Below are 26,553 nucleotides of genomic sequence, written 5' to 3' on the forward strand. Positions count from 1 at the left end.
GCGCCCGTGAGACCCGGTAGTGTAGCAACCCGACGGCATCCTCTCCGCAGCTGTCCAGCCTTGCTGCGACAACGCTTGACCGCCCTTACCCGGCTTGCCTATCGTGCCCGCATGGAACCCGCCGATCCCCTTGCCCAGCTGCAGGACTTCGCCGCCCGCGTGGAAGCGTTGCTTGAACGCAACCAGCGCCTGGCCGAGGAGAACCGCAGCCTGCGCCACCAGCAGGAACAGCTGGTGGCCGAGCGCTCGACGCTGCTGGCCAAGAACGAACAGGCGCGTTCGCGGGTGGAAGCGATGATCAGCCGCCTCAAATCCCTGGAGCAGCACACATGAGCGCCGAACCGGTCAGTGTCCGCATCCTCGATCGTGAATACACCGTGGGCGTCGGTGGTGACGAACGCGACAGCCTGATGGCCGCCGCGCGCCTGCTGGATGCGCGCATGCGCGAGATCCGCGGCAGCAACCGCATGGCCGCGGTTGATCGCGTTGCCGTACTGGCCGCGCTGAACCTGGCCCACGAACTGCAGCTGCTGCGCGACGAAAACGCCCGCCAGGCCGTGGCCCTGCAGCAGACGCTGGCCGACCTGAACCGGCGCCTGGACCGCGTGATCGACGGCACCCCGTAAAAGGGGACGGAGGGGATCAAGGCGCATTCGCCCCTTCCGTGCTGGAAACGTCCTAATCCCCTCCGTCCCCTTTTCTGAATTGGCACGGACTGTTGCCGACGAACGGCCTATCCAGAATCTGCGCGCTGGCTATAATGGCCACGCGTTCTCTGCGGTACTCGACGGCATGTGCAAACATTCGCCTTGTCCCTTAAGAACGACACCGGGAGCGCGACAGCGCCGGGAGTGCAGGTCCGCCTTGTAGCGGGAAGCCCGATGGTTCTCCAGCGTTCCCACTTGAGCCCCCGGGTTCAAGGTCGTTTCGCATGCATCGACATTGCGGAGAATGCAATATTCCAGCAAGGGCGGCGTCTTCGGGCGTCGCCCTTGTTCTTTGCGGCACAATGACGGCTGTTCCTTGCCGCACGCTGCCATGACCGACCCGCGCCAGGCCCTGCGCCACGACCTGCGGCAACGCCGCCGCGACCTTTCCGCCGCTACGCGCATCGCCGCCGCCGAATCCCTTGCCGATGCCCTGCTGGCGCTGCCGTTCGCCCCGCGCGAAGGCGCCGTGGCCGGCTACTGGGCGCTGGATGGCGAAATCGCCCTGCACCGCTGGCAGCTGCAGTTGCCCGAAAGTGTTACCTACTGCCTGCCGGTGCTGGCCGGTGAGGTGCTGCGCTTCGCGCCGTGGCGGCCGGGGCAGCCGCTGACCAGCAACCGCTATGGCATTCCCGAACCGGACGTGGCACTGGAAGACACCCTGGAACCGGCACAGATGGCGCTGGTGGTGACCCCGCTGGTGGGCTTCGACCCGCAGTGCCGGCGGCTGGGCATGGGGGGCGGCTGGTATGATCGCAGCTTCGCCTTCCGCCATGATCGGCCGGCGCCGCCCTGGTTGGTCGGTGCGGCGTTCGCGGTGCAGCAGGTCGAGTCCTTGCCGGTGGCGTCGTGGGACGTGCCGGTGGATGCGATCTGCACCGAAGACGGCACCCTGTTCCCCTCCGCTGCCCCCGTGAACGCATGACCGCCCGCAAGCGCTACTGGCTGATGAAGTCCGAACCGGACGCCTTCTCCATCGATGACCTGGCCAAGGTCAAGGTCGAACCCTGGAACGGGGTGCGCAACTACCAGGCGCGCAACTTCATGCGCGATGGCATGCAGGTGGGTGACGGCATCCTGTTCTACCACTCCAATACCAAGGTGCCGGGCATCGTTGGCCTGGCCACCGTGGCCAGCCCGGCCTACCCCGACGACACCCAGTTCGACCCGGCGTCCGACTACCACGATCCCAAGAGCACGCGCGAGAACCCGCGCTGGATGCTGGTGGACGTGGGCTTCGACCGCAAGCTCAAGCAGGTGATCGCGCTGGACGAGATCAAGCTGCACGCTGATGAGCTCGGCGAAGGCTTCCCGCTGGTTGCCAAGGGCAACCGCCTGTCGGTGTTCCCGGTGACCGCTGCGCAGTGGAAGCTGCTGCTGTCGCTGGAAAAGAAATCCTGATTCCCTGCCTGAGAGTTCTTCCCATGTCCGAAGCCAAGCGCCTGGCCGCCGAGAAAGCCATCGAGTACGTTGAAGACGGCATGATCGTCGGTGTCGGCACCGGTTCCACCGTGGCCTATTTCATCGATGCGCTGGCCCGCATCCAGCACCGCATCAAGGGGGCCGTGTCCAGCTCCGAGCAGAGCACCGCGCGACTGAAGCAGCACGGCATCGAGGTGATCGAGCTGAACCACAGCGGCAACCTGTCGCTGTACGTGGATGGCGCCGATGAGTGCGACGCCAACAAGTGCCTGATCAAGGGCGGCGGCGCCGCGCTGACCCGCGAGAAGATCATCGCCGAGGCCAGCGAGCGCTTCATCTGCATCGTCGACCCGAGCAAGCAGGTGCCGGTGCTGGGCAAGTTCCCGCTGCCGGTGGAAGTGATCCCGATGGCGCGCAGCCTGGTCGCCCGCCAGATCCGCGACATGACCGGCGGCCAGCCGACCTGGCGCGAAGGCGTGGTCACCGACAACGGCAACCAGATCCTGGACATCCACAACCTGCAGATCACCGATCCGGAAAAGCTGGAGCGCGAACTCAACCAGCTGCCGGGCGTGGTCTGCGTCGGCCTGTTCGCACGCCGCCGCGCCGATGTGGTGATCGTCGGTGGCGAGCCGCCGGTCGTTCTCTGACCCTTTCGAAGGATCCTGACGATGTCGCTGTTGCGTTCGCTGCTGATGCTTCCGCTGCTGGCCCTGGCCGGCTGTGCCACCGACGCGGCCCGCCATTGGGTCGAGCTGGATGGCGCCCGCTACCAGGTCGAGCTGGCCACCAACGATGAAACCCGCGCGCGCGGGCTGATGTTCCGCGACCAGATGGCGGCCGACCACGGCATGCTGTTCATCCACGACCGCGAGGAAATGCAGGCGTATTGGATGAAGAACACCAGGATCGCGCTGGACATCCTGTACTTCGACAGCGAGCGCAGGCTGGTCAGCCAGCAGCGCGACGTTCCGCCGTGCTCGGCCGGCGACATGTGCCCGCCGTATCCCAGCGGTGGTCCGGCCCGGTACGTGCTGGAGCTCAATGCGGGCCAGGCCGAGAAGCTCAAGCTGAAGGACGGCACCGCGCTGACCTTTGGCCCGGGCATCGAGTAACGGGGTTCTGCCGGGCTGCGCCCGGCACCCGCCGAATCAACATCAAAGGCAAAAGCTGGGCGACCGAGGATGGCGGGGCGGTGTGGGCTTGCAGGACACGCCGTAAACCCATCCCTGGGGGCTCGTAGGCGCCATCCATGGCGCCTGCGGTCCTGCAAGCCCACACCACCCCCCTGTCAGTTTCCGCGGTAGATCCACGCCATGCGTGGATGGGGCAACGATGACATGAGGAATTCACGCGACACCGCTTGAAACCGCCTGCAATTGCCGCCAGTCTGTGGTCATGCAGGACCGGATCACACTCCCCGACTGGGATGCACTGGCCGACCTCGAAGACGAGGCGCTGCCCTTGTTGCCGACCGCGCTGCTGATCGCGCGCGATGAATACCCCGATCTGCAGCCGTCCACCTACGACGCGCTGATCCAGAGCCATGTCGACCACCTGCGCTCGGAAGTGGAGAGCATCGACAACAGCCCCTTGAAGATGGCGGCGATCAACCGCCACCTGTTCGACGAGCTGGGCTACAGCGGGGACCACGACGAGTATTACGACCCGCGCAACAGCTACCTCAACCAGGTGTTCGAGCGGCGCCTGGGCAACCCGATCTCGTTGGCGCTTGTGCAGATGGAAGTCGCGCGCCGGCTGGGCATCCCGCTGGATGGCGTGTCCTTCCCCGGCCACTTCCTGGTGCGCCTGCCGGTGGACGACGGCGTGCTGGTGATGGACCCGTTCAACGGCGGCCGGCCACTGGACGTGGACGAGCTGCGCGAGCGGGCCAAATCACACCTGGGCGGGCAGATGCCCGACGACCAGGTGCTGGCGCAGATCCTCGACCCGGCGCCGGCGCGCGCCATCCTCATGCGCATGCTGCGCAACCTGCATGGTGTCTACGCCGAAGCCGGCGAATGGGACCGTGCCGCGCGCAGTGCCGACCGCCTGCTGAAGCTGGCCCCGGAGCAGGACGACGCGCTGCGCGACCGCGGCCTGGCCTACCTGCAGCTGGAGTACCTGGCCGGTGCCCGCCATGACCTGGGGCAGTACCTGAAGCGCAATCCCGAGGCCAGCGATGCGCAGTGGCTGCGCGAAAAGCTGATCGACCTGGGTGGACCGGTGCCGCGGCTGCATTGAAGGAGCCGGTGTGTGGACCAACGGTCCGCACCCACCGGTAGCGCCGGGCCATGCCCGGCGACCCTTGCGATCAATCGACCTCGACCATCTCGAAATCGGCCTTGGTCACCCCGCAGTCCGGGCAGGTCCAGGTCTCGGGAATGTCCTCCCAACGCGTCCCGGGCGCGATGCCCTCTTCCGGCAAGCCTTCCGTTTCGCTGTAAAGAAAGCCGCAGACCACGCACATCCAGGTTCGCAGGGTGGTGGGGGTGGCGTCGCTCATCGGATAATCGGGGCTGGATTCACGGGCCGCCATTGTCCCATCGCGGCCCACGCACCGGTAGCCATCGATGACTTCTGCTTCCCCGGCGCCCCGCGGCGTCTACCTGATCACCCCGGACGAGCCCGATACCGCACGCCTGCTGGCCCGTACCGCACCGCTGCTGGCTGCCGGCGCCACCTGGCTGCAGCACCGCAACAAGACCGCCAGCGACGCGCTGCGGCAGGAGCAGGCGATCGCGCTGCAGGCGCTGTGCGCACACTACGGTGTACCGCTGATCATCAACGACGACCCGGTGCTGGCCCAGGCCGTGGGCGCGGCCGGCGTGCACCTGGGCGGCACCGACGGCGACATTCCCAGCGCGCGCGCTCTGCTCGGCCCTGACGCCATCATCGGCGCCTCCTGCTACGACCAGCTGGCCAATGCCGAGAAGGCCGTGGCGGCCGGCGCCAGCTACGTGGCCTTCGGCGCCTTCTTCCCGACCACCACCAAGGTCACCAGCAGCCGCGCCCACACCGACCTGCTGCGGCAAAGCGCCGCACTGGGCGTGCCGCGGGTGGCGATCGGCGGCCTGACGCCGGACAATGTCGGTCCCATCATCGACGCCGGCGCCGATCTGGTGGCCGTGGTCAGCGGTATCTATGCCGCACCGGACCCGGTCGCGACCCAGCGCGCCTACCTCGCCCAGTTCGCGTAATGCCCAGGAAAGCCCCATGAACCACGACCAGTCCCACGCCCTGTTCTCCCGTGCCCAGCAGCTGCTGCCGGGCGGCGTCAATTCGCCGGTACGTGCGTTCAAGTCGGTCGGCGGCGAGCCGTTCTTCGTCGAGCGCGCCGACGGCGCCTACCTGTACGACGTCGACGGCAACCGCTACATCGATTACGTCGGTTCCTGGGGCCCGATGATCGTCGGCCACAACCACCCGGCCGTGCGCCAGGCGGTGAAGAAGGCGATCGACAACGGCCTGTCGTTCGGCGCGCCGTGCTCGGCCGAAGTGACCATGGCCGAAACCATCACCCGCCTGGTGCCGTCGTGCGAGATGGTACGCATGGTCAACTCCGGCACCGAAGCCACGCTGTCCGCGATCCGCCTGGCGCGCGGTGCCACCGGGCGCAACCGCATCGTCAAGTTCGAAGGCTGCTACCACGGCCATGGCGATTCGTTCCTGGTCAAGGCCGGCAGCGGCATGCTGACCCTGGGCGTACCGACCTCGCCAGGCGTGCCGGCCGGGCTGAGCGAGCTGACCCTGACCCTGCCCTACAACGACTTCGAGGCTGCCACCGCGCTGTTCGAACAGCAGGGTGACGACATCGCCGGCCTGATCATCGAACCGGTGGTCGGCAACGCCAACTGCATCCCGCCGCGCGACGGCTACCTGCAGCACCTGCGCGAACTGTGCACGAAGCATGGCGCGCTGCTGATCTTCGACGAAGTGATGACCGGATTCCGCGTCGCCCTCGGCGGTGCGCAGGCGCACTACGGCATCACCCCCGACCTGACCACCTTCGGCAAGATCATCGGCGGCGGCATGCCGGTGGGCGCCTATGGCGGTCGCCGCGAGCTGATGCAGCAGATCGCCCCGGCCGGCCCGATCTACCAGGCCGGCACGCTGAGCGGCAATCCGGTGGCGATGGCCGCCGGCCTGGCGATGCTGGAGCTGATCCAGCAGCCGGGCTTCCACGTCGACCTGGCCGAACGCACCGCGCGCCTGTGCGCCGGCCTGGAAGCGGCCGCCACCGAGGCAGGCGTGGCGGTGACCACCACCCGCGTGGGCGCGATGTTCGGCCTGTTCTTCACCCGTGAGAAGGTGGAAACCTATGCGCAGGCTACCGCCTGCGACATCCCGGCATTCAACCGCTTCTTCCACGCCATGCTGGACCAGGGCGTGTTCCTGGCACCGTCGGCGTACGAGGCGGGCTTCCTGTCCAGCGCGCACGACGATGCGGTGATCGAGGCGACCCTCGCCGCTGCACGCGTGGCGTTCAAGGCCGCCAAGGGCTGAGACACCCCTGGTAGGTGCCAACCTTGGTTGGCACAAAAAGGGGACGGAGGGGATCAAGTCGTTTGTGCACAAACGACTTGATCCCCTCCGTCCCCTTTTCTCATCCACGCATGGCGTGGATCTACCGGTAGAGCCACGCCATGCGTGGCTGCATCAACCGAAGACGAACTTGCCCTTCATCATCGCGAAGTGGCCGGGGAACGAGCAGAAGAAGGTGTAGTCACCGCCCTTCTGCAGGCCCTGGGTGGAGAAACGCACGCGCGTGGTCTCACCGCCACCGATCACCTTGGTGTGCGCCAGCACGCGCTTGTCGGCCTTCGGCAGGTAGCTGTCGGCCAGGGTCATGCGCATGCCGGCCATCGCCACCGGCTGGTAATCGGCGGTGCGGGTCAGTACCCAGTTGTGGCCCATGGCAGTGGCGGCCAGCTTGCCGGTGTGGCGCAGGGTCAGGTCCACGGCGGTGCAGTCGGCGGCGACCTTGATCTCGCGGCTGCTGAAGCTCATCTGGTCGGTGCTGTCGATGCTCACCGCACACACCCGCGCCATCGCCGACGGCGCCAGCATCAGCGCCCCCAGTCCTACTGCCACCATCCAAGCCTTCATCGTTGCGTCTCCTGCAGGTTCAAGCGCCATTCTAGGCAGGCGCCTGCAGCCGTGTCTGCGACCGTCTGTCGCACGCGCACTCCAGGGTTTCCGCACATCGGCCACGATGGCATGCTCGGCCAATGCGGATCGATCTGTTGCTGCTGGATGTGGATGGCGTGCTGGTGCAGTACCAGCGCACGCAGCGTGTACTGCACCTGGCGCAGGCGCTGGGGGTTCCGACGCAGGCCGTGCAGGCTGCGCTGTACGACAGCGGCCTGGAAGCCGCGCATGACAATGGCGCGCTGGATGCCCCGGCCTATCTGGCGCGATTGGGAGAGCTTCTGCACAGGACCGTCGACGTGGACACCTGGACAGCAGCGCGGCAAGCCGCCAGCCATCCGCAGCCAGCAGTATTGCAACGGCTGCAGGCCCTGCAGCTGCCGATGGCGGTGCTGACCAACAATGGCGCGTTGATGAAGCAGGCGTTGCCTTCCCTGCTGCCGGAGCTGTTCCCTGCCCTGCTGGGGCGCGTGTTCTGCAGCGCCGATTTCGGCCTGCGCAAACCGGCGCCGGAGGTGTTCCTGCGCACGCTGCAGATGCTCGATGCAGCGCCTGCGCACACGCTGTTCGTTGATGACCTGTTCGCCAACGTACGCGGTGCACGCGCCGCCGGCCTGCATGCGGAAACCGTGCGCGATGGCCGTGGATTGGGCAAGGTGCTGAAGCGCTATCGGATTGCGTGAAGCACCGTAGAGCCGAGCCCATGCTCGGCTCGGCAACGGGGTCAGAGCCCTCTCCGCAGGAGAGGGATCCGACCCCAGCGCCAGGGTTTCAGCGCGCCGCGACGAACGCAGCAATCGCCGCGCGCAGGCGCTTGAGGCCTTCGGCCACTTCTTCGTCGGTGATGTTCAGCGACGGCACGAAGCGCAGCACGTCCGGGCCGGCCTGCAGGGTCAGCAGGCCCTGCTCGGCGGCGTGGTCGAGGATCGCGCCAGCCTGGCCGGCAAAGTCCTTGCTCAGCACTGCGCCCAGCATCAGGCCACGGCCACGCACGTCGCTGAACACGCCGAATTCTTCATTGATGCGCGCAAAGCCGTCGCGCAGCGCCTTCGACTGGCGGCTGACATTGGCGGCGATCTCCGCCGAGGCCAGCTTGCGCAGTGCCACGCGGGCGACCGCAGCAGCCAGCGGGTTGCCACCGAAGGTGGTGCCGTGCGCGCCGAACTGCATGGTCTCGGCTACCTTCGGGCCGGCCAGCATCGCGCCGATCGGGAAGCCACCGCCGAGTGCCTTGGCCAGGGTGACCATGTCCGGCACCACGTCGTCCTGCCAGTGCGCAAACAGAGTGCCGGTGCGGCCCATGCCGGCCTGGATCTCATCCAGCACCAGCAGCGCGTTGTGCTGGTCGCACAGCTCGCGCACGCGCTTGAGGAAACCGGACTTGGCCGGCATCACGCCGCCCTCGCCCTGGATCGGCTCCAGCATCACTGCAGCCACATCGCCGGCGGCCATCGCGGTTTCCAGCTGCACTTCATCGTTGAAATCGATGTAGCGGAAGCCACCGGGCAGCGGCTCGTAGCCTTCCTGGTACTTCGGCTGGGCGGTGGCGGTCACCGCGCCCATGGTGCGGCCGTGGAAGCTGCCGCGGAAGGTGATGATCACCCGCTTGTCGGCCGGGCGGCCCTGGCTGGAGGCCCACTTGCGGACCATCTTGATCGCCACTTCGTTGGCTTCGGCGCCGGAGTTGCACAGGAACACGCGCTCGGCGAAGCGGCTGGCCTTCACCAGCTCCTCGGCCAGGTGCAGCGGCGGCGCGCTGTAGAACACGTTGCTGGTGTGCCACAGCTTGCCGGCCTGCTCGACCAGCGCGGCCACCAGGTCCGGATCGTTGTGGCCCAGGCCGCACACGGCGATGCCAGCGGCCAGGTCGATGAACTCACGGCCCTGGCTGTCCCACACGCGGGCGCCCTGGCCTCGCTCCAGTACCACCTGGCGGGGCTTGTAGACCGGCAGGTAATAGTGCGAAAGGGAGATCAGCGGATCGGTAGCGGCGGTCATGGCAGTCGGCAGGGTTCAGGAATCCCCATTCTCGCGCCGGAACCCCTGCGGCACAATGCGCCCATGCGACCGTTTTCCGCCCCCCAGCTGAACCCCGCCACCGAAACCGGCTGGCGCCGTCGGTGGTTCGACATCATCTACCGCCATGACTCGCGGCCCTCGCGCAATTTCGACCTGATCCTGGTGGTGGCGATCGTCGCCAGCATCCTGGTGGTGATGATCGACAGCGTGCAGCACCTGCATGCCGAATGGTCCACCGGCCTGTACATCCTGGAATGGGCCTTCACCATCATCTTCACCGCCGAATACCTGCTGCGGCTGGCGGTGGTAAAGCGCCCGCTGCGTTACGCGGTGAGCATCTGGGGCATCATCGACCTGCTGTCGATCCTGCCCGCCTACCTGTCGATGTTCATCCCCGGCGCGCAGAGCCTGCTGGTGGTGCGCGCGCTGCGCATCCTGCGCGTGTTCCGCATCCTCAAGCTGACCCGCTACATCGAGGAAAGCGGCGTATTGATGACGTCGCTGTGGCGCAGCCGGCGCAAGGTGCTGGTGTTCCTGTTCACGGTGATCACCATCACCATCATCGCCGGCGCACTGATGTACGTGATCGAAGGCCCTGAACATGGTTTCAGCAACATCCCGGCCAGCATGTACTGGGCGGTGGTGACCATGGCCACGGTCGGCTTCGGCGACATCGTGCCGCAGACCGTGCTTGGCCGCTTCGTCACCTCGGTGCTGATCCTGATCGGCTACAGCATCATCGCCGTGCCCACCGGCATCTACACCGCCGAACTGGCCAGCACCATGCGCGAAGCCGAGCTGGCCGCGCGCCGTGATGCGCGTGGCTGCCCGCACTGCGGGCTGGAAGGCCACGAGCCGGATGCACGGCACTGCCGCAAGTGCGGCGGTGAACTGCCGGATGCGTTCAACCATTGAGGGGTTCGCCGGGCATGGCCCGGCGCTACCCGTGGGCGGTCACGCGTGGATGCATGCGGCAGATCCACACCATGCGTGGATGCCCGCGCCTCAATCCAGGAACAGATCCGGCAGCAACGGCCGCGACGGGTCCACCGCGTAGCCCGAAAGATCGGTGACGCCGGCCTGCGCCAGCACTTCATCATCGATCAGGAACTGGCCATGGAAACCGGCCGCTTCGCGCACCAGCACCGCATGCGCGGCGTCGGCCATGATCTGTGGCGTACGGCAACCGGCCGCATCCACGCCCGGAATCATGTTGATCGCATCGGTGGCGATCACCGTGCGCGGCCACAGCGCGTTCACCGCCACGCCCTGCAGACCGAACTCCGCAGCCAGGCCCAGGGTGACGAAGCTCATGCCCATCTTTGCCAGCGTGTAGCCGGTGTGCGGTGCCCACCATTTCGGCTCCAGGCTCGGCGGTGGCGCCAACGTGAGGATGTGCGGATTCGGCGCCTGCAGCAGGTACGGCAGGCAGGCCTGCGCGCACAGGAAACTGCCGCGCGCATTGACCTGCTGCATCAGGTCGAAGCGCTTCATCGGCGTATCCAGCGTGCCGCGCAGCCAGATCGCGCTGGCGTTGTTGATCAGGATGTCGATGCCACCGAAGGTATCGACCGTGGCCGCGACGGCCGCCTGCACCTGCTCTTCCTCGCGGATGTCGCACTTCAGCGCCAGGCCCTGCCCGCCTGCCGCCGTCACCGCTTCGGCGGCGGTGTGGATGGTGCCCGGCAGCTTCGGATTCGGCACCGACGACTTGGCCGCGATGGCCACATTGGCACCGTCGCGCGCAGCGCGCAGTGCGATGGCCAGGCCGATGCCACGCGAGGCACCGGTGATGAAAAGCGTTTTGCCCTGCAGACTGCCCACGTTCCACACTCCAGCGTATGCAATGAGCCGCTAGTATGCCGCGCCGACGCGGAGTTCACCCGGTCTTGACGATACTCGGGCCTCCAGCCAACGCACGAGGTTCACGCCATGCGCCGTTCCCGCCTGTTGCTGCCTGCCTTGGGGCTTGCCCTGCTGACTGCCTGCCAGGGCCGTTCGCCGGAACCCGGCAAGGAGCCGCCCGCCGGTGACGCGCCCAGCGCGGAGAAGGCCGCCGCCGACGGAAAGATGCGCTGGAGCGAGGCCGTGGTCTGGGACGGCGATCTGAACGCATGCCGCCAGGGCGAGAATGCGGCCACCCGGGATTGCCTGCGCGATGCGATGCGAGCGGGGGGAGCGAGCGCCGAGGCGATCACCGCCGCCGAGCAACTGTCCAGCGCCGGGGAACTGGCGTATGTCACCGCGTGGCATGAGAACGAGGGGCTGGGCATTGCCACGGTCGAGTATCCCTTCCGGGCCAACACCAACGAAGGTACCCGCCTGGTCGACGCCAGCGGCAAGCGCATCGATGTGGATGCCGTGCAGCTGGACGACACGCTGCGTGCCGACCCGGCCGTGCAGGAACTGCTGAAGGCCAACCCGCAGGCCACGCCGTTCGCGCCTGCGCAGTCGGCCGGAGCGACACCGCTGGAGGGCGGCGGCATCCGCCTGCTGTACCGCACACCGCTGCGCGACTGCCACGCCTGCCCGGACGTGGGCCAGCTGCAGATCGCCTATGACTTCGATGCCAAGCGCAACTTCATCGGCCAGCAGGTGGTGCCGGCGACGCCGTAACCCGGAAACGCCGCGTGTCGCCGGGCATGGCCCGGCGCTACCGATGCGAAACGTGCCGTCCAGGTAGCGCCGGGCCATGCCCGGCGGACGCAGTGGCGCGTCACCGGTAGGCCTGCACCTGTTTCTGCAGCAGATGCGGCACGATCAACCTGTGCACGGGCGCGACCGGCAGCATGTAGAGGCGCCCAAACGCGTTGTGCGTATGCACCACCGTCGCCACTTCCAGCACGTCACCCTGCCATTGCAGGGCCAGCTGTACGCGCAGGTGGCGATCATCGTCTTCCAGCACGATGGCATCGTCATCCAGCGACTGCAGGGTGAAGATGCCCAGCCGCTGGCCGGGCGCCGGATCGACAGTGCCCTGCACCGCCCGCAACGACCCCAGATGCTTCATGCCCAGCAGGCGCATGCCGTGGTTGCGCAGTGCCATCAAGCCATCGAACCAGCCGGGTATCGTCGCCGCCATGTCGCGGTAGGCCTGCAGTGCAGTACGCCCGTCGCGCCGGGTGGTGGCCTGGCAGGCGTGCACGAAATCCGCACCGGGCAGCTGAGTGCGCAGCACGCTGCCCGCGCTCGGCGGGGCGCTCATCACCTGCGATGCACTCACGGCTTCGGTCCCTGCCCCTCGTTGTCTTCCCAGTGCAGGATGCGGCGGGTGATGAAGCGGTAGACCGGCTTGCCGGTGGCGAACCACAGCTCGCGCACCCACGAGGTACGCTTGAGCACGCGCTTTTCCACCGGAGTGAGCGATTCACGGCAGTACATGCGCTTGTGCTTGAGCAGGTGGCGCAGGTCCTCACGGGCCAGCAGACGCATCCAGCGCGAGCGCGGGTTGCCGATCACTGCCAGCTGGAAGTCGATCAGCGCCGGGCGGCCATCCTCGGTGACCAGCCAGTTGGCCTCCTTGGCCAGATCGTTGTGGGCCACGCCACGGCGGTGCAGCTGCTGCAGCAGGCGCCGTGCGGAACGGAACCAGGCCAGGTCGCCGCGCGGCGGACGCTGGTACATGGCATCGCCGGCCATGAAGCTGCGGTCGAGGTGGCGGCCATCCCAGGCCAGCAGCTGCGGCACATCGGCCATGCCATGGATATGGCGCAGCGCGCGTGCCTCGCGACGTGCAAGCCACCACGCAGGCAACCGCAGCCACAGCGGCGTGGCGCCCAGATCGCGGCGTACGAACCGGCCTTCGGGCCCTTTCACGAGAAGGATCCGGCCGAAGCTGTCGGCCTTCAAAGCATGGTGGGGAGCGTCTGGCGTATGCGGCATGACCCCATTCTAGGCGATGGCGCCGGTTGCAAACGGTCACGAAGCGGCTGGGAACCAGTCACCTTCACGCCCCTATAATCGGGCAATGGACTCTTCATGGATCGACGCCACGCTCGCGTGGATTGCCGCTCACCCCGTGCTGGCGGGCGCCGTTATCTTCCTCATCGCCTTCTGCGATGCGGTGATCATTCTCGGCGCCATTGTGCCGGCCCTGCCATTGCTGTTCGCGGTGGGCGTGTTCATTGGCCTGGGCCAGATCTCCGGGCCGTACGCGGTGGCGGCTGCGGCATTGGGCGCGTTTGCCGGCGACGGCATCAGCTACTGGATCGGCCGCCGCTGGGGCGACCGGCTGCGTGGCGTGTGGCCGTTCAGCCGCTATCCGCAGCTGCTCGACCGTGGCGAGAACCTGTTCCGCCGCAATGCATTCAAGAGCATCCTGGTGGCGCGCTACGTTGGCGCGATCCGCCCGTTCGTGCCGGCCATCGCCGGCATGATGAAGATGCCCGCCAGCCGCTACGTGCAGGCCAGCGGCATCGCCAGCATTTCCTGGGCAGTGCTGTTCCTGGCCCCGGGCTGGATTCTCGGCGAAGCGTATGACGCGGTGGCTGCCGTGGCCGGGCGGCTGGTGGTGGTGGTCGGCCTGCTGGCGGTGATCCTCGGCCTGGTCTGGGCCATCGTGCTGTACGGCTACCGCTGGTCGGCCGCACGCATGGACAACTGGCTGGCACGCTTGCTGGACTGGTCCAACCGCCACCCGACGCTGGGCCGCTACACCGTGGGCGTGCTGGACCCGAAGCGCCGCGAATCGGTGCCGCTGGCGATGCTGGCGTTGATGCTGCTCCTGCTGGGCTGGGGCTGGTTCGCGCTGCTGACCGTGGTGGTCGCACACGGCGAGCCGCTGGCCATCGACCTGCTGGTGCACCAGGCCATGCTGGCGCTGCGTAATCCACTGGCCGACTACCCGATGGCTGCGCTGGCGTCGCTGGGGGCGTGGCAGGTACTGCTGCCCGCCACCGCTGCGGCGATGGGCTATTTGATCTGGCGCCGGCGCTGGATGGCGGCCGCGCACTGGCTGGCCGCCCTCGCCTTCGGCCTGGCACTGACCATGCTGCTGGGCGCCACCGTGGATGTGGTGCGCCCGGTCGATGCCAGCAGTGGCTTCGGCTTCCCGTCGGTGTCGGTGACCATGGCCACCATCACCTTCGGCTTCTTCGCGGTGCTGATCGCACGCGAGATGCCCGGCCGCACCCGCGTCTGGCCGTACCTGGTCTCGGGCATCGTGGTCAGCCTGATCGGCTTCTCGCGCCTGTACCTGGGCGCGCATTGGCTGAGCGACGTGATCGGCGGCATGCTGTTCGGCACGTTCTGGCTGCTGGTGCTGGGCATCGCCTATCGCCGCCGCTTCAACCGCTCGTTCTGGGTAAAGCCGGTCGCCTGGCTGTTCTACGGCGTCTTCGCCGTGGCAGCGATGTGGTACGCGCCGCGCCACATTCCGGTGAAGCTGGAACGCTTCGAACCGACCCTGCCGGCACCGCAGGCGATGGACATGCAGGCCTGGTGGCAGCACGACTGGGCGCAGTTGCCCGCACGCCGCAACGAATTCGACGACGATCAGCGCTGGCCGCTGGACGTGCAGGTGGCCGGCCCATTGGCACCCCTGCAGGCGCAGCTGGAAGCACGTGGCTGGAAGCGGCAGGAACAGGCCGGCTGGCAGCAGGCGCTGCTGATGCTGGACAAGAACACCGGCGCCGATGAACTGCCGGTGCTGCCGGCGACGCTGGAAACCCGCGTGGAAGCCCTGCTGATGGTGCGCCAGGGCGCGAAGCCGGATGAGCGCTATGTACTGCGGCTGTGGCCAGCACCGGCCCAGCTGCAGCCGGGCAACACGCCGCTGTGGCTGGGCAGCGCGCAGACCCTGCGTTACGAACGCCACTTCGAGTGGATCGGCATGTGGCACCCGCTGCGTGGCGTCGACCCGGCATTGAATGCTGTGAAGGACGCCGTGCAGGACCTGCCGCAGCGCGAGGACGTGCACAGCGAAACCGGCTTGCCGGTGCTGCGGTTGAAGACCACGCCGTGATGGAGCCGCCGGGCATGGCCCGGCGCTACCGGAACACGGACGGGTAGCCCCGGGCCATGCCCGGCGGAAATGAAATCCCGGGTGGTAGCCCCGGGCCATGCCCGGCGGAGGTAGATCCACGCCATGCGTGGATGGCATTCACCGCATGCCCCAGCGTGTGCACCAAGGTGCACACCCACCCGAGGCAGGCTTCTACGGCATCCACCCCAGCAACTGCTGCAACCGCTGGTGCGGGTCATCCAGCTGCAGCAGCTGCAACCGCTGCTGCTCGCTCAGCGGCAGCAGCTCGGCCAGCCGCCAGCCGACCCAGCTGGCCTGGTCCAGCAACGCGGGATTGGCCGGCGCATAGGCCTCACCGGCCTGCTCGATGATGTGCCCCAGCACCGTGGCCAGCAGTGCATGCTGCGGCCGCAGTTCGTCATCGGGGTCTTCCTCGCACCAGCGCACATCGGCCACCACCAGCCCGTTGTCGCGCACGCGGGTGCGCTCGACATGGAAACGGCGGGTGCCGCGCAGGCGCAACTGCAGCACGCCGTCGGCGCCGACATCGAAGTCTTCGATGCGCACCTGCACGCCATAGGCCGCCGGTGTTGCCGGGGCTCCCACTTCCTGGCCGTCGAGGATCAGGCAGACACCGAAGCCTTCGCCACTACGGCCGCTGTCGCGCACCAGATCAAGGTAGCGCCGCTCGAACACGCGCAGGCCCACCGCTGCACCCGGTACCAGCGTGGTGTGCAGCGGAAACAGCGGCAGTGACGTGTCGCTGCTCATCGGGCCTGCAGCGCGGCAAGGAAGCGGCGCGGTGCGCCGTCGAAGCCACCATTGGACATGAACACCACGTGGTCGCCGCTGCGCGCGCTGTCCTGCAGCTGCGCCAGCAGCGCGTCGGTATCCGGCACCGCGTGCGCTTCACCACGCACCGCGGCGATCACAGCGGCGGCATCCCAGGCCAGTTCCGGGCGGTGCAGGAACACCACTTCATCGGCCAGTGCCAGCGAGGGCGCCAGCGCCTGCGCATGTGCGCCCAGCCGCATCGAATTGCTGCGCGGCTCCATCGCAACCACGATGCGCGCATCGCCGACCTTGGCACGCAGGCCTTCCAGCGTGGTGGCGATCGCGGTCGGGTGATGGGCGAAATCGTCGTACACGGTGATGCCGTCATGGCTGCCGATCACTTCCATGCGGCGCTTGACGCTGCGGAAGCGCGCCAGCGCCGGAATCACCTCGGCTGGTGCCACGCCCACGGCATGCGCGGCGGCCAGCGCGGCCAGGCCGTTGAGCACGTTGTGCCGGCCCAGCAGCGACCACTGCACATCACCCAGCGCCTGCCCGCGATGGTGCACGCGGAACGCGCTGCCATCGGCAGCCAGCAGCTCGGCATGCCATTCCAGCGACGGGTCGAAGCCGAAGCGCTCGACCGGGGTCCAGCAGCCCATCGCCAGCACCTCGGCCAGGTGCTGGTCCTCACCGTTGACGATCAGGCGGCCACGCGCCGGCACGGTGCGCACCAGATGGTGGAACTGGCGCTGGATCGCCGCCACATCGGGAAAGATGTCGGCGTGGTCGTATTCAAGGTTGTTGAGGATCGCCACCAGCGGCCGGTAGTGCACGAACTTGCTGCGCTTGTCGAAGAAGGCGGTGTCGTACTCATCGGCTTCGACCACGAATTCGCGGCCCTGGCCCACGCGCGCGGAAACGCCGAAATCCTCGGCCACGCCGCCGATCAGGAAGCCCGGCGAACGTCCGGCGCTTTCCAGCAGCCAGGTGAGGATGGTGGTGGTGGTGGTCTTGCCATGGGTACCGGCCACGGCCAGGGTGTCGCGGCCCGGCAGTACCTGTTCGGACAGCCACTGCGCACCCGAAATGTAGCGCTGGCCGGCGTCGAGCACAGCCTCCACCGCCGCATTGCCGCGCGAGAGTGCGTTGCCGATCACCACGTCATCGGTTCCGGCCGGCACGCTGTCGGCGCGATAGCCCTGGTCCAGGGTGATGCCCAGCTGTTCCAGCTGGGTCGACATCGGCGGATAGATGGCCTGGTCGCTGCCACTGACCGTATGGCCGAGTTCCCGCGCCAGGGCGGCCACGCCGCCCATGAAGGTGCCGGCGATTGCAAGGATATGTACGCTGCTCATGACCGGGGATTGTGACCGATGACGGCTGTATAGGGCCAATGTCCGCCCCCGGGTAAGACAAGTCCTACACGGGATGTGAGAAAACTCCAATCTTCTGTCAGGGAATTCCCGATAGCGATGTTCTGTGAACCCGGACACAATTCGAACTGCCAGCCGCAGTACCCGAACCGGTCCTACTCCCCAAGAGGCCATCCCCAAGGGAGCTCATGCTGCGGGGCCCTGAGCAAGCCCTCTGCTGGCGCCTATGAAACGACACAGGCCTGATCCTCGCGGACCAGGCCTGTGTTTTTTTCGCCCGAAGGGCCGGCAGCAGCCCAGCCCCGCCGGATCAGGCCTTGATCGCCGCCAGGATGCGGGCTTCGATCTCGTCCAGTTCGCCGACGCCGTCGACGCGGGCCAGGGTGCCACGGCCGGCATAGAAGTCGACCACCGGGGCGGTCTGGTCGTTGTAGACCTGCAGGCGCTGGCGCACCGCTTCCGGATTGTCGTCGGCACGACCCTGTTCCTTGGCGCGACCGGCAATACGGTCGACCAGCAGCTCGGTGGCCACGTCCAGCTGCACCACGGCATCCAGCGGCTGGCCGATCTTGGCCAGCAGGCCGTCCATCGCATTGGCCTGGGCCACATTGCGCGGATAGCCATCGAGGATGAAGCCCTTGGCGACATCGGCCTGGGTCAGGCGCGACTCCAGCATGCCCAGCAGGATGTCATCCGACACCAGGTTGCCGGCATCCATCACTGTCTTGGCCTGCTTGCCCAGCTCCGTGCCCGCGGCGATTTCCGCGCGCAGCATGTCACCGGTCGAAATGTGGGCGATCCCCAGCTTTTCCTTCAGGCGCGTCGCCTGTGTCCCCTTGCCCGAACCGGGCGGTCCCAACAGAACCAATCGCATTGACCTGACTCCAACGTGTTGAAAACAAAGAAGGTTCGCGTCCCGGACGGACCGGTATCGCTGCACCGCAATAGCGCCACTTTACCGCATCCGGGTAATGTCCCTGCAATGTCCTTTCCCCGAGCAGGTAGACGCATGCGCAACGGTACTCTCCTCTACGCCCAATCCGGTGGTGTCACCGCCGTCATCAACGCCACGGCGGCGGCGGTGATCGAGCAGGCCCGGGCCAAGGGCATCAAGGTCCTGGCAGCGCGCAACGGCATCCTCGGCGCGCTGCGCGAGGAGCTGATCGACACCAGCAAGGAGAGCGCCGCCGCCATCCGCGCCCTCGCCCATACCCCGGGCGGCGCGTTCGGCTCGTGCCGGGTCAAGCTGAAATCGCTGGACGCCGACCGCGCCCGCTACGACCGCCTGCTGGAGGTGCTGCGCGCCCATGACGTGCGCTGGTTCCTCTACAACGGCGGCAACGACTCGGCCGATACCGCGCTGAAGGTCTCGCAGCTGGCCAAGGCCTCCGGCTACGACCTGACCTGCATCGGCGTGCCCAAGACCATCGACAACGACCTGGCGGTGACCGACACCTGCCCCGGCTTCGGCTCGGCGGCCAAATACACCGCCGTGTCGGTACGCGAGGCGGCGCTGGACGTGGCGGCGATGGCCGAGACCTCCACCCGCGTCTTCATCTACGAGGCGATGGGCCGCCACGCCGGCTGGCTGGCCGCGGCTGCCGGCCTGGCCGGCAACGGCGATGACGAGGCCCCGCACATCATCCTGCTGCCCGAGCGTGCCTACGACGAGGCGGCGTTCCTGGCCAAGGTAAAGGCGGTGGTCGAGCGCGTCGGCTACTGCGTGGTGGTGGCATCGGAAGGCATCGCCACCGCCGACGGCCGCTTCGTCGCCGACGCTGGCGGCGGCAAGGACTCGTTCGGCCACTCGCAGCTGGGTGGCGTGGCCGCGCACCTGGCCGGCCGGGTCAAGGACCAGCTGGGCCTGAAGGTCCATTGGGCGCTGCCCGATTACCTGCAGCGCTCGGCCCGGCACCTGGCCAGCAAGACCGACTGGGAGCAGGCGCAGGCGGTCGGCAAGGCCGCGGTGCAGCTGGCGCTGAAGGGCCAGAACGGCGTGATGCCGGTGATCGTGCGCAGCAGCGACGCTCCCTACCGCTGGAAGATCGAAGCAGCACCGCTGTCGAAGATCGCCAACCATGAAAAGAAGATGCCCGCCGGCTTCATACGCCGCGATGGCTTCGGCATCACCGCCAAGGCGCGCGCCTACCTGTCGCCGCTGATCAAGGGCGAAGCGCCGCTGCCCTACGGGGCCGATGGACTGCCGAAGTACGTCACCCTGAAGAACGCGGCGGTGAAGCAGAAGCTGCCGGCCTTCGAGGGCTGAGCCGATAAAGGGGACGGAGGAGATTAAGTCGCATACTCCCCTCTGTCATCTCCAACAGGGTCAGTAGTGGGTCGGATACGACTTAATCCCCTCCGTCCCCTTTTAATGGAGGAACACCATGGCACTGCGTGTTGTTCGACTGGGTACGCCGCGCGCCGCTGGCGAGGGGCTGCGTATCGGTACCGTGCGCCGCCCGCCGCGCGGCGTGCCACGCAGCGAGTTCGCCCGGCAGGACTGGTATGACGTCTGGTTCCCGACACTGTCACCCAGCGCGGCACTGGTGAAGCAGGCGCATGAGGCGAAGACGGCCGCCGACTGGAATGCGTTCTTCCGCCACTACAAGGCCGAGATGAGGGCGCCGGATGCGTCCCATGCGCTGGACCTGCTGGCTGCGATGTCGCAGCACAGCGACCTCAGCGTAGGGTGCTACTGCGAGGATGAGGCGCACTGCCACCGCAAGGCGCTGCGCGAGCTGCTGGTGGCGCACGGGGCGAAGCTGGCGGATTGATTGCAGGGTCGCCGGCCAGCGGCCGGCACTACCCGGTGCCGTGTGCCCGATAGCCTCGGTAGATCCACGCCATGCGTGGATGCACCCGCTCAATTGCAGGCCTTGCCTTCCATCTGCAACTGCGCCGCAAACATCGTCACCTGCGGAATCTGGCCGGCAGCCGCCTGCTTCTTCGCCTCTTCCAGGTAGATGCGCGACTGGCCCTGCCCGTCCAGCTCGACCTTGTTGCTCGACGGCAGCCGCCATACGCGCACCACCGCCTGCTGCGCCGGGCACGCAGCGCTGGGCACGCGGATCACATCATTGAGCTTCCAGCCCTTGTCGGCACTCGGCTGGGCCTTGGTGTAGTCGACGAAGCGCGCGCGTGGCTGGCATTGTTCGCTGGTGCGCACCGCGGAGAAGCGATACGGCTCGGCAGCCTGGCCGGTGAATGCACCTTCCAGGCGCGCACAGGCCTCGGGGATCTGCCGCAGCGTATGCACCGCGCCTACCGCCTGTGGTGCACCCACGGCGCGCTGCAGTTCCGGGGTTTCCGCCGCGAAGGCCGGCAGCGCCGGGACCAGGGCGGCGAGCATCAACAGGGACAGGCGCATGGGGAATCTCCTTCAGGACTGTGCGCAGGCTTGCAGAGATTGGCTTAACGGGGTGCAAAGGCGCGTGGGTCGAGCAGCCGCTGCGCTCGCCGGGCACGGCCCGGCGCTACCATCCAGGCGCGGGTGCACGCATACTGCGGGCACCAGGGAATGCTGAACACCGCCATACGTCGGACGACCGCCAAGGTCGGTACGGGTTGGTTCCAGGCTGCAGCCCGTCGTCCCCCTCGTGGTGCCGTTCATCGCCACTGGATGCCTACATCCATTCTGCGGAGGGGTCTAATGCTGGAACGTCACGGGCTGTCATTGGCGCTGGGCTGCGCCATCCTCGCAATCCTGTTCGGAATCGTCTCGGCGCGCTGGATCCTGCGCCAACCCACCGGCAATGAACGCATGGTCGCGATCGCCACCGCGATCCAGGAAGGTGCGCGTGCCTATCTCAACCGCCAGTACCTGACCATCGGCGTGGCCGGCGTGGTGCTGTTCGTGCTGGTCGGGGTGTTCCTCAGCTGGTACACCGCGATTGGTTTCGCGGTCGGCGCGGTGCTGTCCGGTGCGGCCGGCTACATCGGCATGAACGTGTCGGTACGCGCCAACGTGCGCACTGCCGAGGCTGCACGCCATGGCATCAGTGCGGCGATGGACGTGGCGTTCCGTGGCGGTGCGATCACCGGCATGCTGGTGGTCGGGCTGGGCCTGCTGGGCGTAGCCGGCTACTACGCGCTGCTGCTGCGCATGGGCCTGCCGATGGAACAGGCACTGCATGCGCTGGTCGGCCTGGCCTTCGGTTCGTCGCTGATCTCGATCTTCGCGCGGTTGGGCGGTGGCATCTTCACCAAGGGCGCCGACGTCGGCGCCGATCTGGTCGGCAAGGTCGAAGCCGGCATTCCCGAGGATGACCCACGCAACCCGGCAGTGATCGCCGACAACGTCGGTGACAATGTGGGCGACTGCGCCGGCATGGCCGCCGACCTGTTCGAGACCTATGCGGTCACCGTCATCGCCACCATGCTGTTGGGCAGCCTGATGCTGGCCGAGGCAGGCGCCAACGCCGTGCTGTATCCGCTGGTGCTGGGCGGCGTTTCGATCATCGCCTCCATCATCGGTGCGCTGTTCGTCAAGGTGAAGCCAGGCGGCTCGATCATGGGCGCGCTGTACAAGGGTGTGATCGTCTCCGGCGTGCTGGCCGCCATCGCCTTCTACCCGATCACCACCGGGTTGATGTCCGACAACGTGCACGGGCCGATGGCGCTGTATGGCTGCGCGTTGATCGGTCTGGTCCTGACCGGCCTGATCGTGTGGATCACCGAGTACTACACCGGCACCCAGTACAAGCCGGTGCAACATGTGGCGCAGGCCTCGACCACCGGCCACGGCACCAACATCATCGCCGGCCTCGGCATCTCGATGAAGTCCACCGCGCTGCCGGTGGTGGCGGTGTGTGCGGCGATCTGGGGGGCGTTCGCGCTGGGTGGGCTGTACGGCATCGCCATCGCCGCCACCGCGATGCTGTCGATGGCCGGCATGATCGTCGCCCTGGATGCCTATGGGCCGATCACCGACAACGCCGGCGGCATCGCCGAAATGGCCGAACTACCCTCGGAGATCCGCGACATCACCGATCCACTGGATGCGGTGGGCAACACCACCAAGGCGGTGACCAAGGGCTATGCGATCGGCTCAGCGGCGCTGGCGGCACTGGTGCTGTTCGCCGACTACACCCACAACCTGCAGGCCGCACATCCCGGACAGGAATTCCGCTTCGATCTCAGCGACCACACGGTGATCATCGGCCTGCTGATCGGCGGCCTGATTCCGTATCTGTTCGGTGCGATGGCGATGGAAGCAGTCGGCCGCGCCGCCGGTGCGGTGGTGGAAGAAGTGCGTCGCCAGTTCCGCGAGATCCCCGGCATCATGCAGGGCACCGGCAAGCCGCAGTACGACAAGGCGGTGGACATGCTGACCCGCTCGGCGATCCGCGAAATGATCGTGCCCTCGCTGCTGCCGGTGGCGGTGCCGGTGGTGGTCGGCCTGCTGCTGGGGCCGCGCGCGCTGGGCGGCCTGCTGATCGGCACCATCGTGACCGGCCTGTTCGTGGCCATTTCGATGACCACCGGCGGCGGCGCCTGGGACAACGCCAAGAAGTACATCGAGGATGGCCATTTCGGCGGCAAGGGCAGCGAAGCGCACAAGGCCGCGGTGACCGGCGATACCGTCGGTGACCCGTACAAGGACACCGCCGGTCCGGCGATCAACCCGCTGATCAAGATCATCAACATCGTCGCGCTGCTGCTGGTACCGCTGCTGTAATCCACGCCACGCGTGGATGGCGGCGCCGAATGGGGTCGGATCCCTTTCCTGCGGAAAGGGATCCGACCCCATCGTCAATCACCGCCCGCGCAGGAAGAACGACACCGGCACCATCACTTCCACCGGGTCGCCGGCCACTTCGGCCGGCGGCGCCGGTACCGGGCTGGCACGCCGCACGGTATCCAGCGTCTCCTGGTCGAGCAACGCGAAGCCACTGCTGCGGCCCAGTGCCAGGCCCGAGACAGCGCCATCGCGAGCCACAGCGAAGCGCACGTACACCACACCCTGCTGGCGCAGCCGCTCGGCCTGGCGTGGATAGCGGCGATGCTTCTGCAGGTGCCCCAGCAGGCGACCTTCCCAGGTGGCTTCAGCGCGACTGCGCTCGCCGGCGGTGGTCTGCGGTGCGGCATAGCGCGCAGCCGCGTCGGCAGCGACCTGCGGCGGCGCGCTGGTCTGCGCGACATTGGCGTCGGCAGTATCCGGCGAGGGCGTCGGCTCAGGTGTGCGCGGCGGCGGCAGGTCACCCTGCGGCTGCACCGGCGCCTTCGGCTGCTCGCGTAGCGCCGGCTTCGGCGCCTGCCGCTGCTGTTGCTGCTGCAGGGGTCCGGTTGCCACCTCGCGCGGCGGCACGGGCGGCGCCTGTGCCATCGGCGCCAACTCCAGCATCAACGCTGCGGGCGGCGCTACGGCAGCCACCGCCGGAGCGCGCGCTGCCCACCAGCAGGCCACGCCAATCAGCAGCGCATGCACCAGCAGCACGATCGCCAGGCTGGTCGCCCAGCGCCGCAGTCCGCTCATCGCGCGCCCTGCTCCAGTCCAACCAGTGCCACCTTCAGGTAGCCCGCAGCACGCAGCGCATCCAGCGTCGCCATCAGTTCACCGTAAGGCACGCGGGTATCGGCACGCAGGAACAGGCGCTGCGAGGTGTCCCCCTGGGTGGCTACCTGCAGCGCAGCGGCCAGCCCGTCGCGTGCCACCGCCTGCTCACCGACGCGCAGTGACAGATCGGCCTGCACGGTCACATACACCGGCGCCTGGTCCGGCGGCGTGGCGCTGGCACTGCTGGCCGGCAGCTGCACCGGCACCGATACGGTGGCCAGCGGGGCCGCCACCATGAAGATGATCAGCAGCACCAGCATCACGTCGATGAACGGCGTGACGTTGATCTCGTGGGCTTCTTCCGGCGTGTCGTCGCGGTCGGACGCGGTCCTGATCGCCATCGTCGCGCCTCAGTGCACCGCGCGCAGCGGCGTCGCTGCGCTGCGCGGAACGGCACGATCAAGATCGCGCGAAACCAGCTGCTGCACCGCCGCCGACAGATCGCCGAGCAGGCCACGCAGGCCGGCCAGCACGCGGCTGAAGTGGTTATAGACCAGGACCGCGGGAATCGCAGCGACCAGGCCGAGCGCGGTGGCCAGCAAGGCCTCGGCAATGCCCGGCGCGACCACCGCCAGATTGGTGGTGTTGCTGTGGGCAATACCAATGAAGCTGTTCATGATGCCCCACACCGTGCCGAACAGGCCCACGAACGGCGCCACCGCACCGATGCTGGCGAGCACGCCGATACCACGCCGCTGCACGCGCGCCGTTTCCAGCTCGATGCGATCCAACCGCGACGCCACGCGTTCCTTGATGCCGTCGCGGCTGTCCAGCTCCTGCGACAGGCGCAGTTCGGTGCGTGCGGCGTCCAGCATCGCCAGCGCGGTGCCCTGCTGCAGGCTTGCCGCTTCGCTCTGCGCCGGCAACTGTGCGGACTGCAGCAACAGCGCGCGCGCCGCGCGCAGCTGCCGCGCCTGCCGGGCCAGCTCCCAGCCCTTGGCCAACAGCACGGTCCAGGTCGCGAGCGACGCCAGTGCCAGCGCGATCATCACCGTCTTCACCACCACGTCGGCGGCCAGGTACATGCCCCACGGGGTCAGTGCAGGGGCGGCCACGGGGGCCAGGTCAGCAGGCAGCATCGTCACGGGTTCCATCGCTATCGGGGGCTGCGCCACGGCGGCGGGCCGCGCGCGGATCGTTGGCATCGTCCAGTTCAACCATCGGAGTGGGTTCAATGCGTGGTGCTGGTCGACTGAGCACATAGCCGGCGCTGACCGCAAAGAACAGGCCCACGCCCAGCAGCAGGCGCCACGACGGATGCGCGCCCCAGCAGAACAGGGCAAAGCCCACCGCCATGCCGGCGCTGGCGAACGCCTTGCCCTTGCGCGACACCGCGCCCTGCTCGCGCCACAGCCGCAGCGACGGGCCGTAGCGTGGATGCGCCAGCAGGCGCTGCTCGAACTTCGGCGAGCTGCGCGCGAAGCAGCCCACTGCAAGGATCAGGAAAATGGTGGTCGGCATTACCGGCAGCAACGCACCGATCACGCCGAGGCCGACCATTACCCAGCCCAGCGCGAACCAGAGCCAGCGCATCAGCGCTGCACTCGCGGATGGCGGGCGTTCATCAGGCGAATTCCACTTCAACGTGGCCGTGCACGCTGCGGAAGGCCGCATCGGCGGCGTCGATCACCTGCTGCTCCTGCTCGGCGCTCAACGGCACCGCGTCCAGCGCAGCGGTGAACTCGCGCCAGTGGCGGGCGGCGCCATCCGGATGGGCGGCCAGGTGGCGGGCGCCGAAGTCACGGTCCAGGCCGAGCTTGGCCGCCATCTTGTACAGCACGGTACCGCCCAGGTTGGAGCCTTCGGCCACGTACAGCCAGCCCAGCGCGGCGGGCAACGCCAGGTCCGACGGCAGCGCGGCGATGTCCGTACCCGGCAGCGTCTGCTCCAGGTCCTGCAGGTCACGTGCCACCTGGGTCAGGCGGCGGCGCTCGCCAAGATCGGGCAGCAATGCGTCCAGTGCAGGGTTGGCGTACAGCGCGTCGATGCTGCGGTGGAAGCGGTACTGCACGCGCAGGAAACGAGCGAAATTGCTGCGGTCGGCGAAGATGTCGCCGGCCATGATGCGCTTGTCCAGGGCGCCGTGGCTGTCGCGGGTGGCGGCCTTGAGCCGCAGGCTGCGGCTGTCTTCAGGAGCAATGTGTGCGTTCATGGGGGGAATGCCAGGAGGGTCGTCGTGCTGTAGACGTTCGCCGCGGGGCTTTCCCCAAGCCCGTGTGCGCCGATAATGGGGCATTCCCTACTTCCACCAGGAACCGATGATGATCACCACCGAACCACGCATGACCAACCTGTTCCTGCAGCTGGGCCTGGATGCCAGTGCCGAGGGCATCGCCCGCTTCATCCGCGAGCACCAGCTGGCCACCGATGTGGAAGTGGTCGAGGCCCCCTACTGGAACGATGCCCAGCGCCAGTTCCTGTCTGAATCGCTGCAGGCCGATGCGGCGTGGAGCACCGTTGTGGATGAGCTGAACGAGTCGCTGCACGAAGATGCAGTGAAGGCCGCGACCGGGCTGTAAGCGTTCGCCGGGCATGGCCCGGCGCTACCGATTACGCGGCACGGTAGATCCACGCCATGCGTGGATG

32 protein-coding genes and 1 other RNA gene are annotated in these 26,553 nt (G+C 67.6%); 18 read left to right on the top strand and 15 right to left on the bottom strand.

Going from position 1 to position 26,553, the window contains the following annotated elements:
• Window positions 1–111: 111 nt before the first annotated feature.
• The 8 genes from QP552_RS16975 (at window position 112) to QP552_RS17010 (ending at window position 4,373) form a co-directional block, all read left to right on the top strand.
• Window positions 112–333 carry a TIGR02449 family protein gene (locus QP552_RS16975; protein WP_005410898.1) on the top strand — a complete coding sequence of 74 codons (222 nt, stop codon included), beginning with the start codon at window positions 112–114 and terminating at the stop codon, window positions 331–333.
• Window positions 330–626, top strand: coding sequence for a cell division protein ZapA (locus QP552_RS16980; RefSeq protein WP_286074129.1), 297 nt, complete (start codon window positions 330–332; stop codon window positions 624–626). The genes QP552_RS16975 and QP552_RS16980 overlap by 4 nt, the downstream gene beginning before the upstream one ends.
• A 143-nt stretch (window positions 627–769) precedes the next feature.
• Window positions 770–955, top strand: a non-coding RNA gene (ssrS, locus tag QP552_RS16985) — 6S RNA.
• An 83-nt stretch (window positions 956–1,038) separates the two neighbouring features.
• Window positions 1,039–1,632 carry a 5-formyltetrahydrofolate cyclo-ligase gene (locus tag QP552_RS16990; RefSeq protein ID WP_286074130.1) on the top strand — a complete coding sequence of 198 codons (594 nt, stop codon included), beginning with the start codon at window positions 1,039–1,041 and terminating at the stop codon, window positions 1,630–1,632.
• The gene (locus QP552_RS16995; protein ID WP_106551405.1) at window positions 1,629–2,108 is read left to right on the top strand and encodes an EVE domain-containing protein; all 480 of its coding nucleotides are present in this window, start codon (window positions 1,629–1,631) and stop codon (window positions 2,106–2,108) included. Before QP552_RS16990 ends, QP552_RS16995 begins: the two co-directional genes overlap by 4 nt.
• A gap of 23 nt (window positions 2,109–2,131) precedes the next feature.
• Entirely contained in the window at window positions 2,132–2,779 is a 648-nt protein-coding gene (gene rpiA / locus QP552_RS17000) for a ribose-5-phosphate isomerase RpiA (protein WP_006389802.1), read from the top strand.
• Window positions 2,780–2,800: 21 nt separating this feature from the next.
• Window positions 2,801–3,244, top strand: coding sequence for a DUF192 domain-containing protein (locus QP552_RS17005; protein WP_106551404.1), 444 nt, complete (start codon window positions 2,801–2,803; stop codon window positions 3,242–3,244).
• Between the two features lie 283 nt (window positions 3,245–3,527).
• Complete coding sequence (locus tag QP552_RS17010; protein WP_005410904.1) at window positions 3,528–4,373, top strand: SirB1 family protein; 846 nt, start codon at window positions 3,528–3,530, stop codon at window positions 4,371–4,373.
• 70 nt (window positions 4,374–4,443) lie between these two features.
• Here QP552_RS17010 and QP552_RS17015 read toward each other — a convergent pair whose 3' ends face one another.
• Entirely contained in the window at window positions 4,444–4,668 is a 225-nt protein-coding gene (locus tag QP552_RS17015) for a rubredoxin (protein WP_111112882.1), read from the bottom strand.
• 34 nt (window positions 4,669–4,702) lie between these two features.
• On the opposite strand from QP552_RS17015, the gene thiE reads away from it, so the two are divergent.
• Complete coding sequence (thiE, locus tag QP552_RS17020; protein WP_286074131.1) at window positions 4,703–5,329, top strand: thiamine phosphate synthase; 627 nt, start codon at window positions 4,703–4,705, stop codon at window positions 5,327–5,329.
• Window positions 5,330–5,345: 16 nt separating this feature from the next.
• Window positions 5,346–6,635: a glutamate-1-semialdehyde 2,1-aminomutase gene (gene hemL, locus QP552_RS17025; protein WP_286074132.1), complete on the top strand. Its 1,290-nt coding sequence runs from the start codon at window positions 5,346–5,348 to the stop codon at window positions 6,633–6,635.
• A gap of 153 nt (window positions 6,636–6,788) precedes the next feature.
• Here hemL and azu read toward each other — a convergent pair whose 3' ends face one another.
• Window positions 6,789–7,238 (bottom strand): azurin, encoded by a 450-nt coding sequence (gene azu / locus QP552_RS17030; RefSeq protein ID WP_033834481.1) that lies wholly within the window; start codon window positions 7,236–7,238, stop codon window positions 6,789–6,791.
• A gap of 122 nt (window positions 7,239–7,360) precedes the next feature.
• On the opposite strand from azu, the gene QP552_RS17035 reads away from it, so the two are divergent.
• Window positions 7,361–7,963, top strand: coding sequence for an HAD-IA family hydrolase (locus tag QP552_RS17035; RefSeq protein WP_286074133.1), 603 nt, complete (start codon window positions 7,361–7,363; stop codon window positions 7,961–7,963).
• An 88-nt stretch (window positions 7,964–8,051) separates the two neighbouring features.
• On the opposite strand, the gene QP552_RS17040 is transcribed toward QP552_RS17035, so the two are convergent.
• Entirely contained in the window at window positions 8,052–9,278 is a 1,227-nt protein-coding gene (locus QP552_RS17040; RefSeq protein WP_286074134.1) for an acetylornithine transaminase, read from the bottom strand.
• Window positions 9,279–9,341: 63 nt separating this feature from the next.
• On the opposite strand from QP552_RS17040, the gene QP552_RS17045 reads away from it, so the two are divergent.
• Window positions 9,342–10,214 (top strand): ion transporter, encoded by an 873-nt coding sequence (locus QP552_RS17045; protein WP_111112886.1) that lies wholly within the window; start codon window positions 9,342–9,344, stop codon window positions 10,212–10,214.
• Window positions 10,215–10,304: 90 nt separating this feature from the next.
• On the opposite strand, the gene QP552_RS17050 is transcribed toward QP552_RS17045, so the two are convergent.
• A complete protein-coding gene (locus tag QP552_RS17050) occupies window positions 10,305–11,123 on the bottom strand; it encodes an NAD(P)-dependent oxidoreductase (RefSeq protein WP_286074135.1) in 819 nt (272 codons plus the stop codon).
• A 108-nt stretch (window positions 11,124–11,231) separates the two neighbouring features.
• On the opposite strand from QP552_RS17050, the gene QP552_RS17055 reads away from it, so the two are divergent.
• The gene (locus QP552_RS17055) at window positions 11,232–11,915 is read left to right on the top strand and encodes a hypothetical protein (protein WP_005414380.1); all 684 of its coding nucleotides are present in this window, start codon (window positions 11,232–11,234) and stop codon (window positions 11,913–11,915) included.
• A gap of 100 nt (window positions 11,916–12,015) precedes the next feature.
• On the opposite strand, the gene QP552_RS17060 is transcribed toward QP552_RS17055, so the two are convergent.
• Entirely contained in the window at window positions 12,016–12,522 is a 507-nt protein-coding gene (locus QP552_RS17060) for a DUF2867 domain-containing protein (protein WP_111112888.1), read from the bottom strand.
• Window positions 12,519–13,181, bottom strand: coding sequence for a serine/threonine-protein kinase (locus tag QP552_RS17065; RefSeq protein ID WP_286074136.1), 663 nt, complete (start codon window positions 13,179–13,181; stop codon window positions 12,519–12,521). The genes QP552_RS17060 and QP552_RS17065 overlap by 4 nt, the downstream gene beginning before the upstream one ends.
• 85 nt (window positions 13,182–13,266) lie before the next feature.
• On the opposite strand from QP552_RS17065, the gene QP552_RS17070 reads away from it, so the two are divergent.
• Window positions 13,267–15,261: a bifunctional DedA family/phosphatase PAP2 family protein gene (locus QP552_RS17070; protein ID WP_106550703.1), complete on the top strand. Its 1,995-nt coding sequence runs from the start codon at window positions 13,267–13,269 to the stop codon at window positions 15,259–15,261.
• A 192-nt stretch (window positions 15,262–15,453) separates the two neighbouring features.
• Here the strand turns inward: QP552_RS17070 and QP552_RS17075 are convergent, their stop codons facing one another.
• The 3 genes from QP552_RS17075 to QP552_RS17085 form a co-directional block, all read right to left on the bottom strand.
• Complete coding sequence (locus QP552_RS17075; RefSeq protein WP_106550702.1) at window positions 15,454–16,032, bottom strand: LON peptidase substrate-binding domain-containing protein; 579 nt, start codon at window positions 16,030–16,032, stop codon at window positions 15,454–15,456.
• On the bottom strand, window positions 16,029–17,393 hold the full coding sequence (gene mpl / locus QP552_RS17080) for a UDP-N-acetylmuramate:L-alanyl-gamma-D-glutamyl-meso-diaminopimelate ligase (RefSeq protein WP_111112891.1): 1,365 nt from the start codon (window positions 17,391–17,393) through the stop codon (window positions 16,029–16,031). The genes QP552_RS17075 and mpl overlap by 4 nt, the downstream gene beginning before the upstream one ends.
• 328 nt (window positions 17,394–17,721) lie before the next feature.
• A complete protein-coding gene (locus QP552_RS17085) occupies window positions 17,722–18,285 on the bottom strand; it encodes an adenylate kinase (RefSeq protein WP_014038375.1) in 564 nt (187 codons plus the stop codon).
• Window positions 18,286–18,420: 135 nt separating this feature from the next.
• On the opposite strand from QP552_RS17085, the gene QP552_RS17090 reads away from it, so the two are divergent.
• Entirely contained in the window at window positions 18,421–19,677 is a 1,257-nt protein-coding gene (locus QP552_RS17090) for a 6-phosphofructokinase (RefSeq protein ID WP_286074137.1), read from the top strand.
• A gap of 118 nt (window positions 19,678–19,795) precedes the next feature.
• On the top strand, window positions 19,796–20,185 hold the full coding sequence (locus tag QP552_RS17095; RefSeq protein WP_286074138.1) for a DUF488 family protein: 390 nt from the start codon (window positions 19,796–19,798) through the stop codon (window positions 20,183–20,185).
• 89 nt (window positions 20,186–20,274) lie between these two features.
• Here the strand turns inward: QP552_RS17095 and QP552_RS17100 are convergent, their stop codons facing one another.
• Entirely contained in the window at window positions 20,275–20,778 is a 504-nt protein-coding gene (locus QP552_RS17100; RefSeq protein WP_106550698.1) for a hypothetical protein, read from the bottom strand.
• Window positions 20,779–21,060: 282 nt separating this feature from the next.
• On the opposite strand from QP552_RS17100, the gene QP552_RS17105 reads away from it, so the two are divergent.
• Complete coding sequence (locus QP552_RS17105) at window positions 21,061–23,088, top strand: sodium-translocating pyrophosphatase (RefSeq protein ID WP_111202757.1); 2,028 nt, start codon at window positions 21,061–21,063, stop codon at window positions 23,086–23,088.
• A 78-nt stretch (window positions 23,089–23,166) separates the two neighbouring features.
• On the opposite strand, the gene QP552_RS17110 is transcribed toward QP552_RS17105, so the two are convergent.
• From QP552_RS17110 to QP552_RS17130, 5 genes are read right to left on the bottom strand one after another with little or no spacing between them, the layout of a single operon-like run.
• A complete protein-coding gene (locus QP552_RS17110) occupies window positions 23,167–23,886 on the bottom strand; it encodes an energy transducer TonB (RefSeq protein ID WP_286074139.1) in 720 nt (239 codons plus the stop codon).
• Window positions 23,883–24,308, bottom strand: coding sequence for a TonB system transport protein ExbD (gene exbD / locus QP552_RS17115; RefSeq protein WP_286074140.1), 426 nt, complete (start codon window positions 24,306–24,308; stop codon window positions 23,883–23,885). The genes QP552_RS17110 and exbD overlap by 4 nt, the downstream gene beginning before the upstream one ends.
• A gap of 9 nt (window positions 24,309–24,317) precedes the next feature.
• Window positions 24,318–25,046 carry a tonB-system energizer ExbB gene (gene exbB, locus QP552_RS17120; protein WP_111112898.1) on the bottom strand — a complete coding sequence of 243 codons (729 nt, stop codon included), beginning with the start codon at window positions 25,044–25,046 and terminating at the stop codon, window positions 24,318–24,320.
• A complete protein-coding gene (locus QP552_RS17125; RefSeq protein ID WP_286074141.1) occupies window positions 25,033–25,500 on the bottom strand; it encodes a YbaN family protein in 468 nt (155 codons plus the stop codon). The genes exbB and QP552_RS17125 overlap by 14 nt, the downstream gene beginning before the upstream one ends.
• Before the next feature lie 31 nt (window positions 25,501–25,531).
• The gene (locus QP552_RS17130) at window positions 25,532–26,119 is read right to left on the bottom strand and encodes a biliverdin-producing heme oxygenase (protein WP_111202761.1); all 588 of its coding nucleotides are present in this window, start codon (window positions 26,117–26,119) and stop codon (window positions 25,532–25,534) included.
• A gap of 109 nt (window positions 26,120–26,228) precedes the next feature.
• Here QP552_RS17130 and QP552_RS17135 point away from each other — a divergent pair, with 109 nt between their 5' ends.
• Entirely contained in the window at window positions 26,229–26,486 is a 258-nt protein-coding gene (locus QP552_RS17135) for a DUF2789 domain-containing protein (RefSeq protein WP_010483993.1), read from the top strand.
• The last annotated feature ends 67 nt before the right edge of the window (window positions 26,487–26,553 follow it).

It is taken from the genome of Stenotrophomonas sp. 59 (genome assembly GCF_030291095.1).
Taxonomy (GTDB): Bacteria; Pseudomonadota; Gammaproteobacteria; order Xanthomonadales; family Xanthomonadaceae; genus Stenotrophomonas; species Stenotrophomonas maltophilia_Q.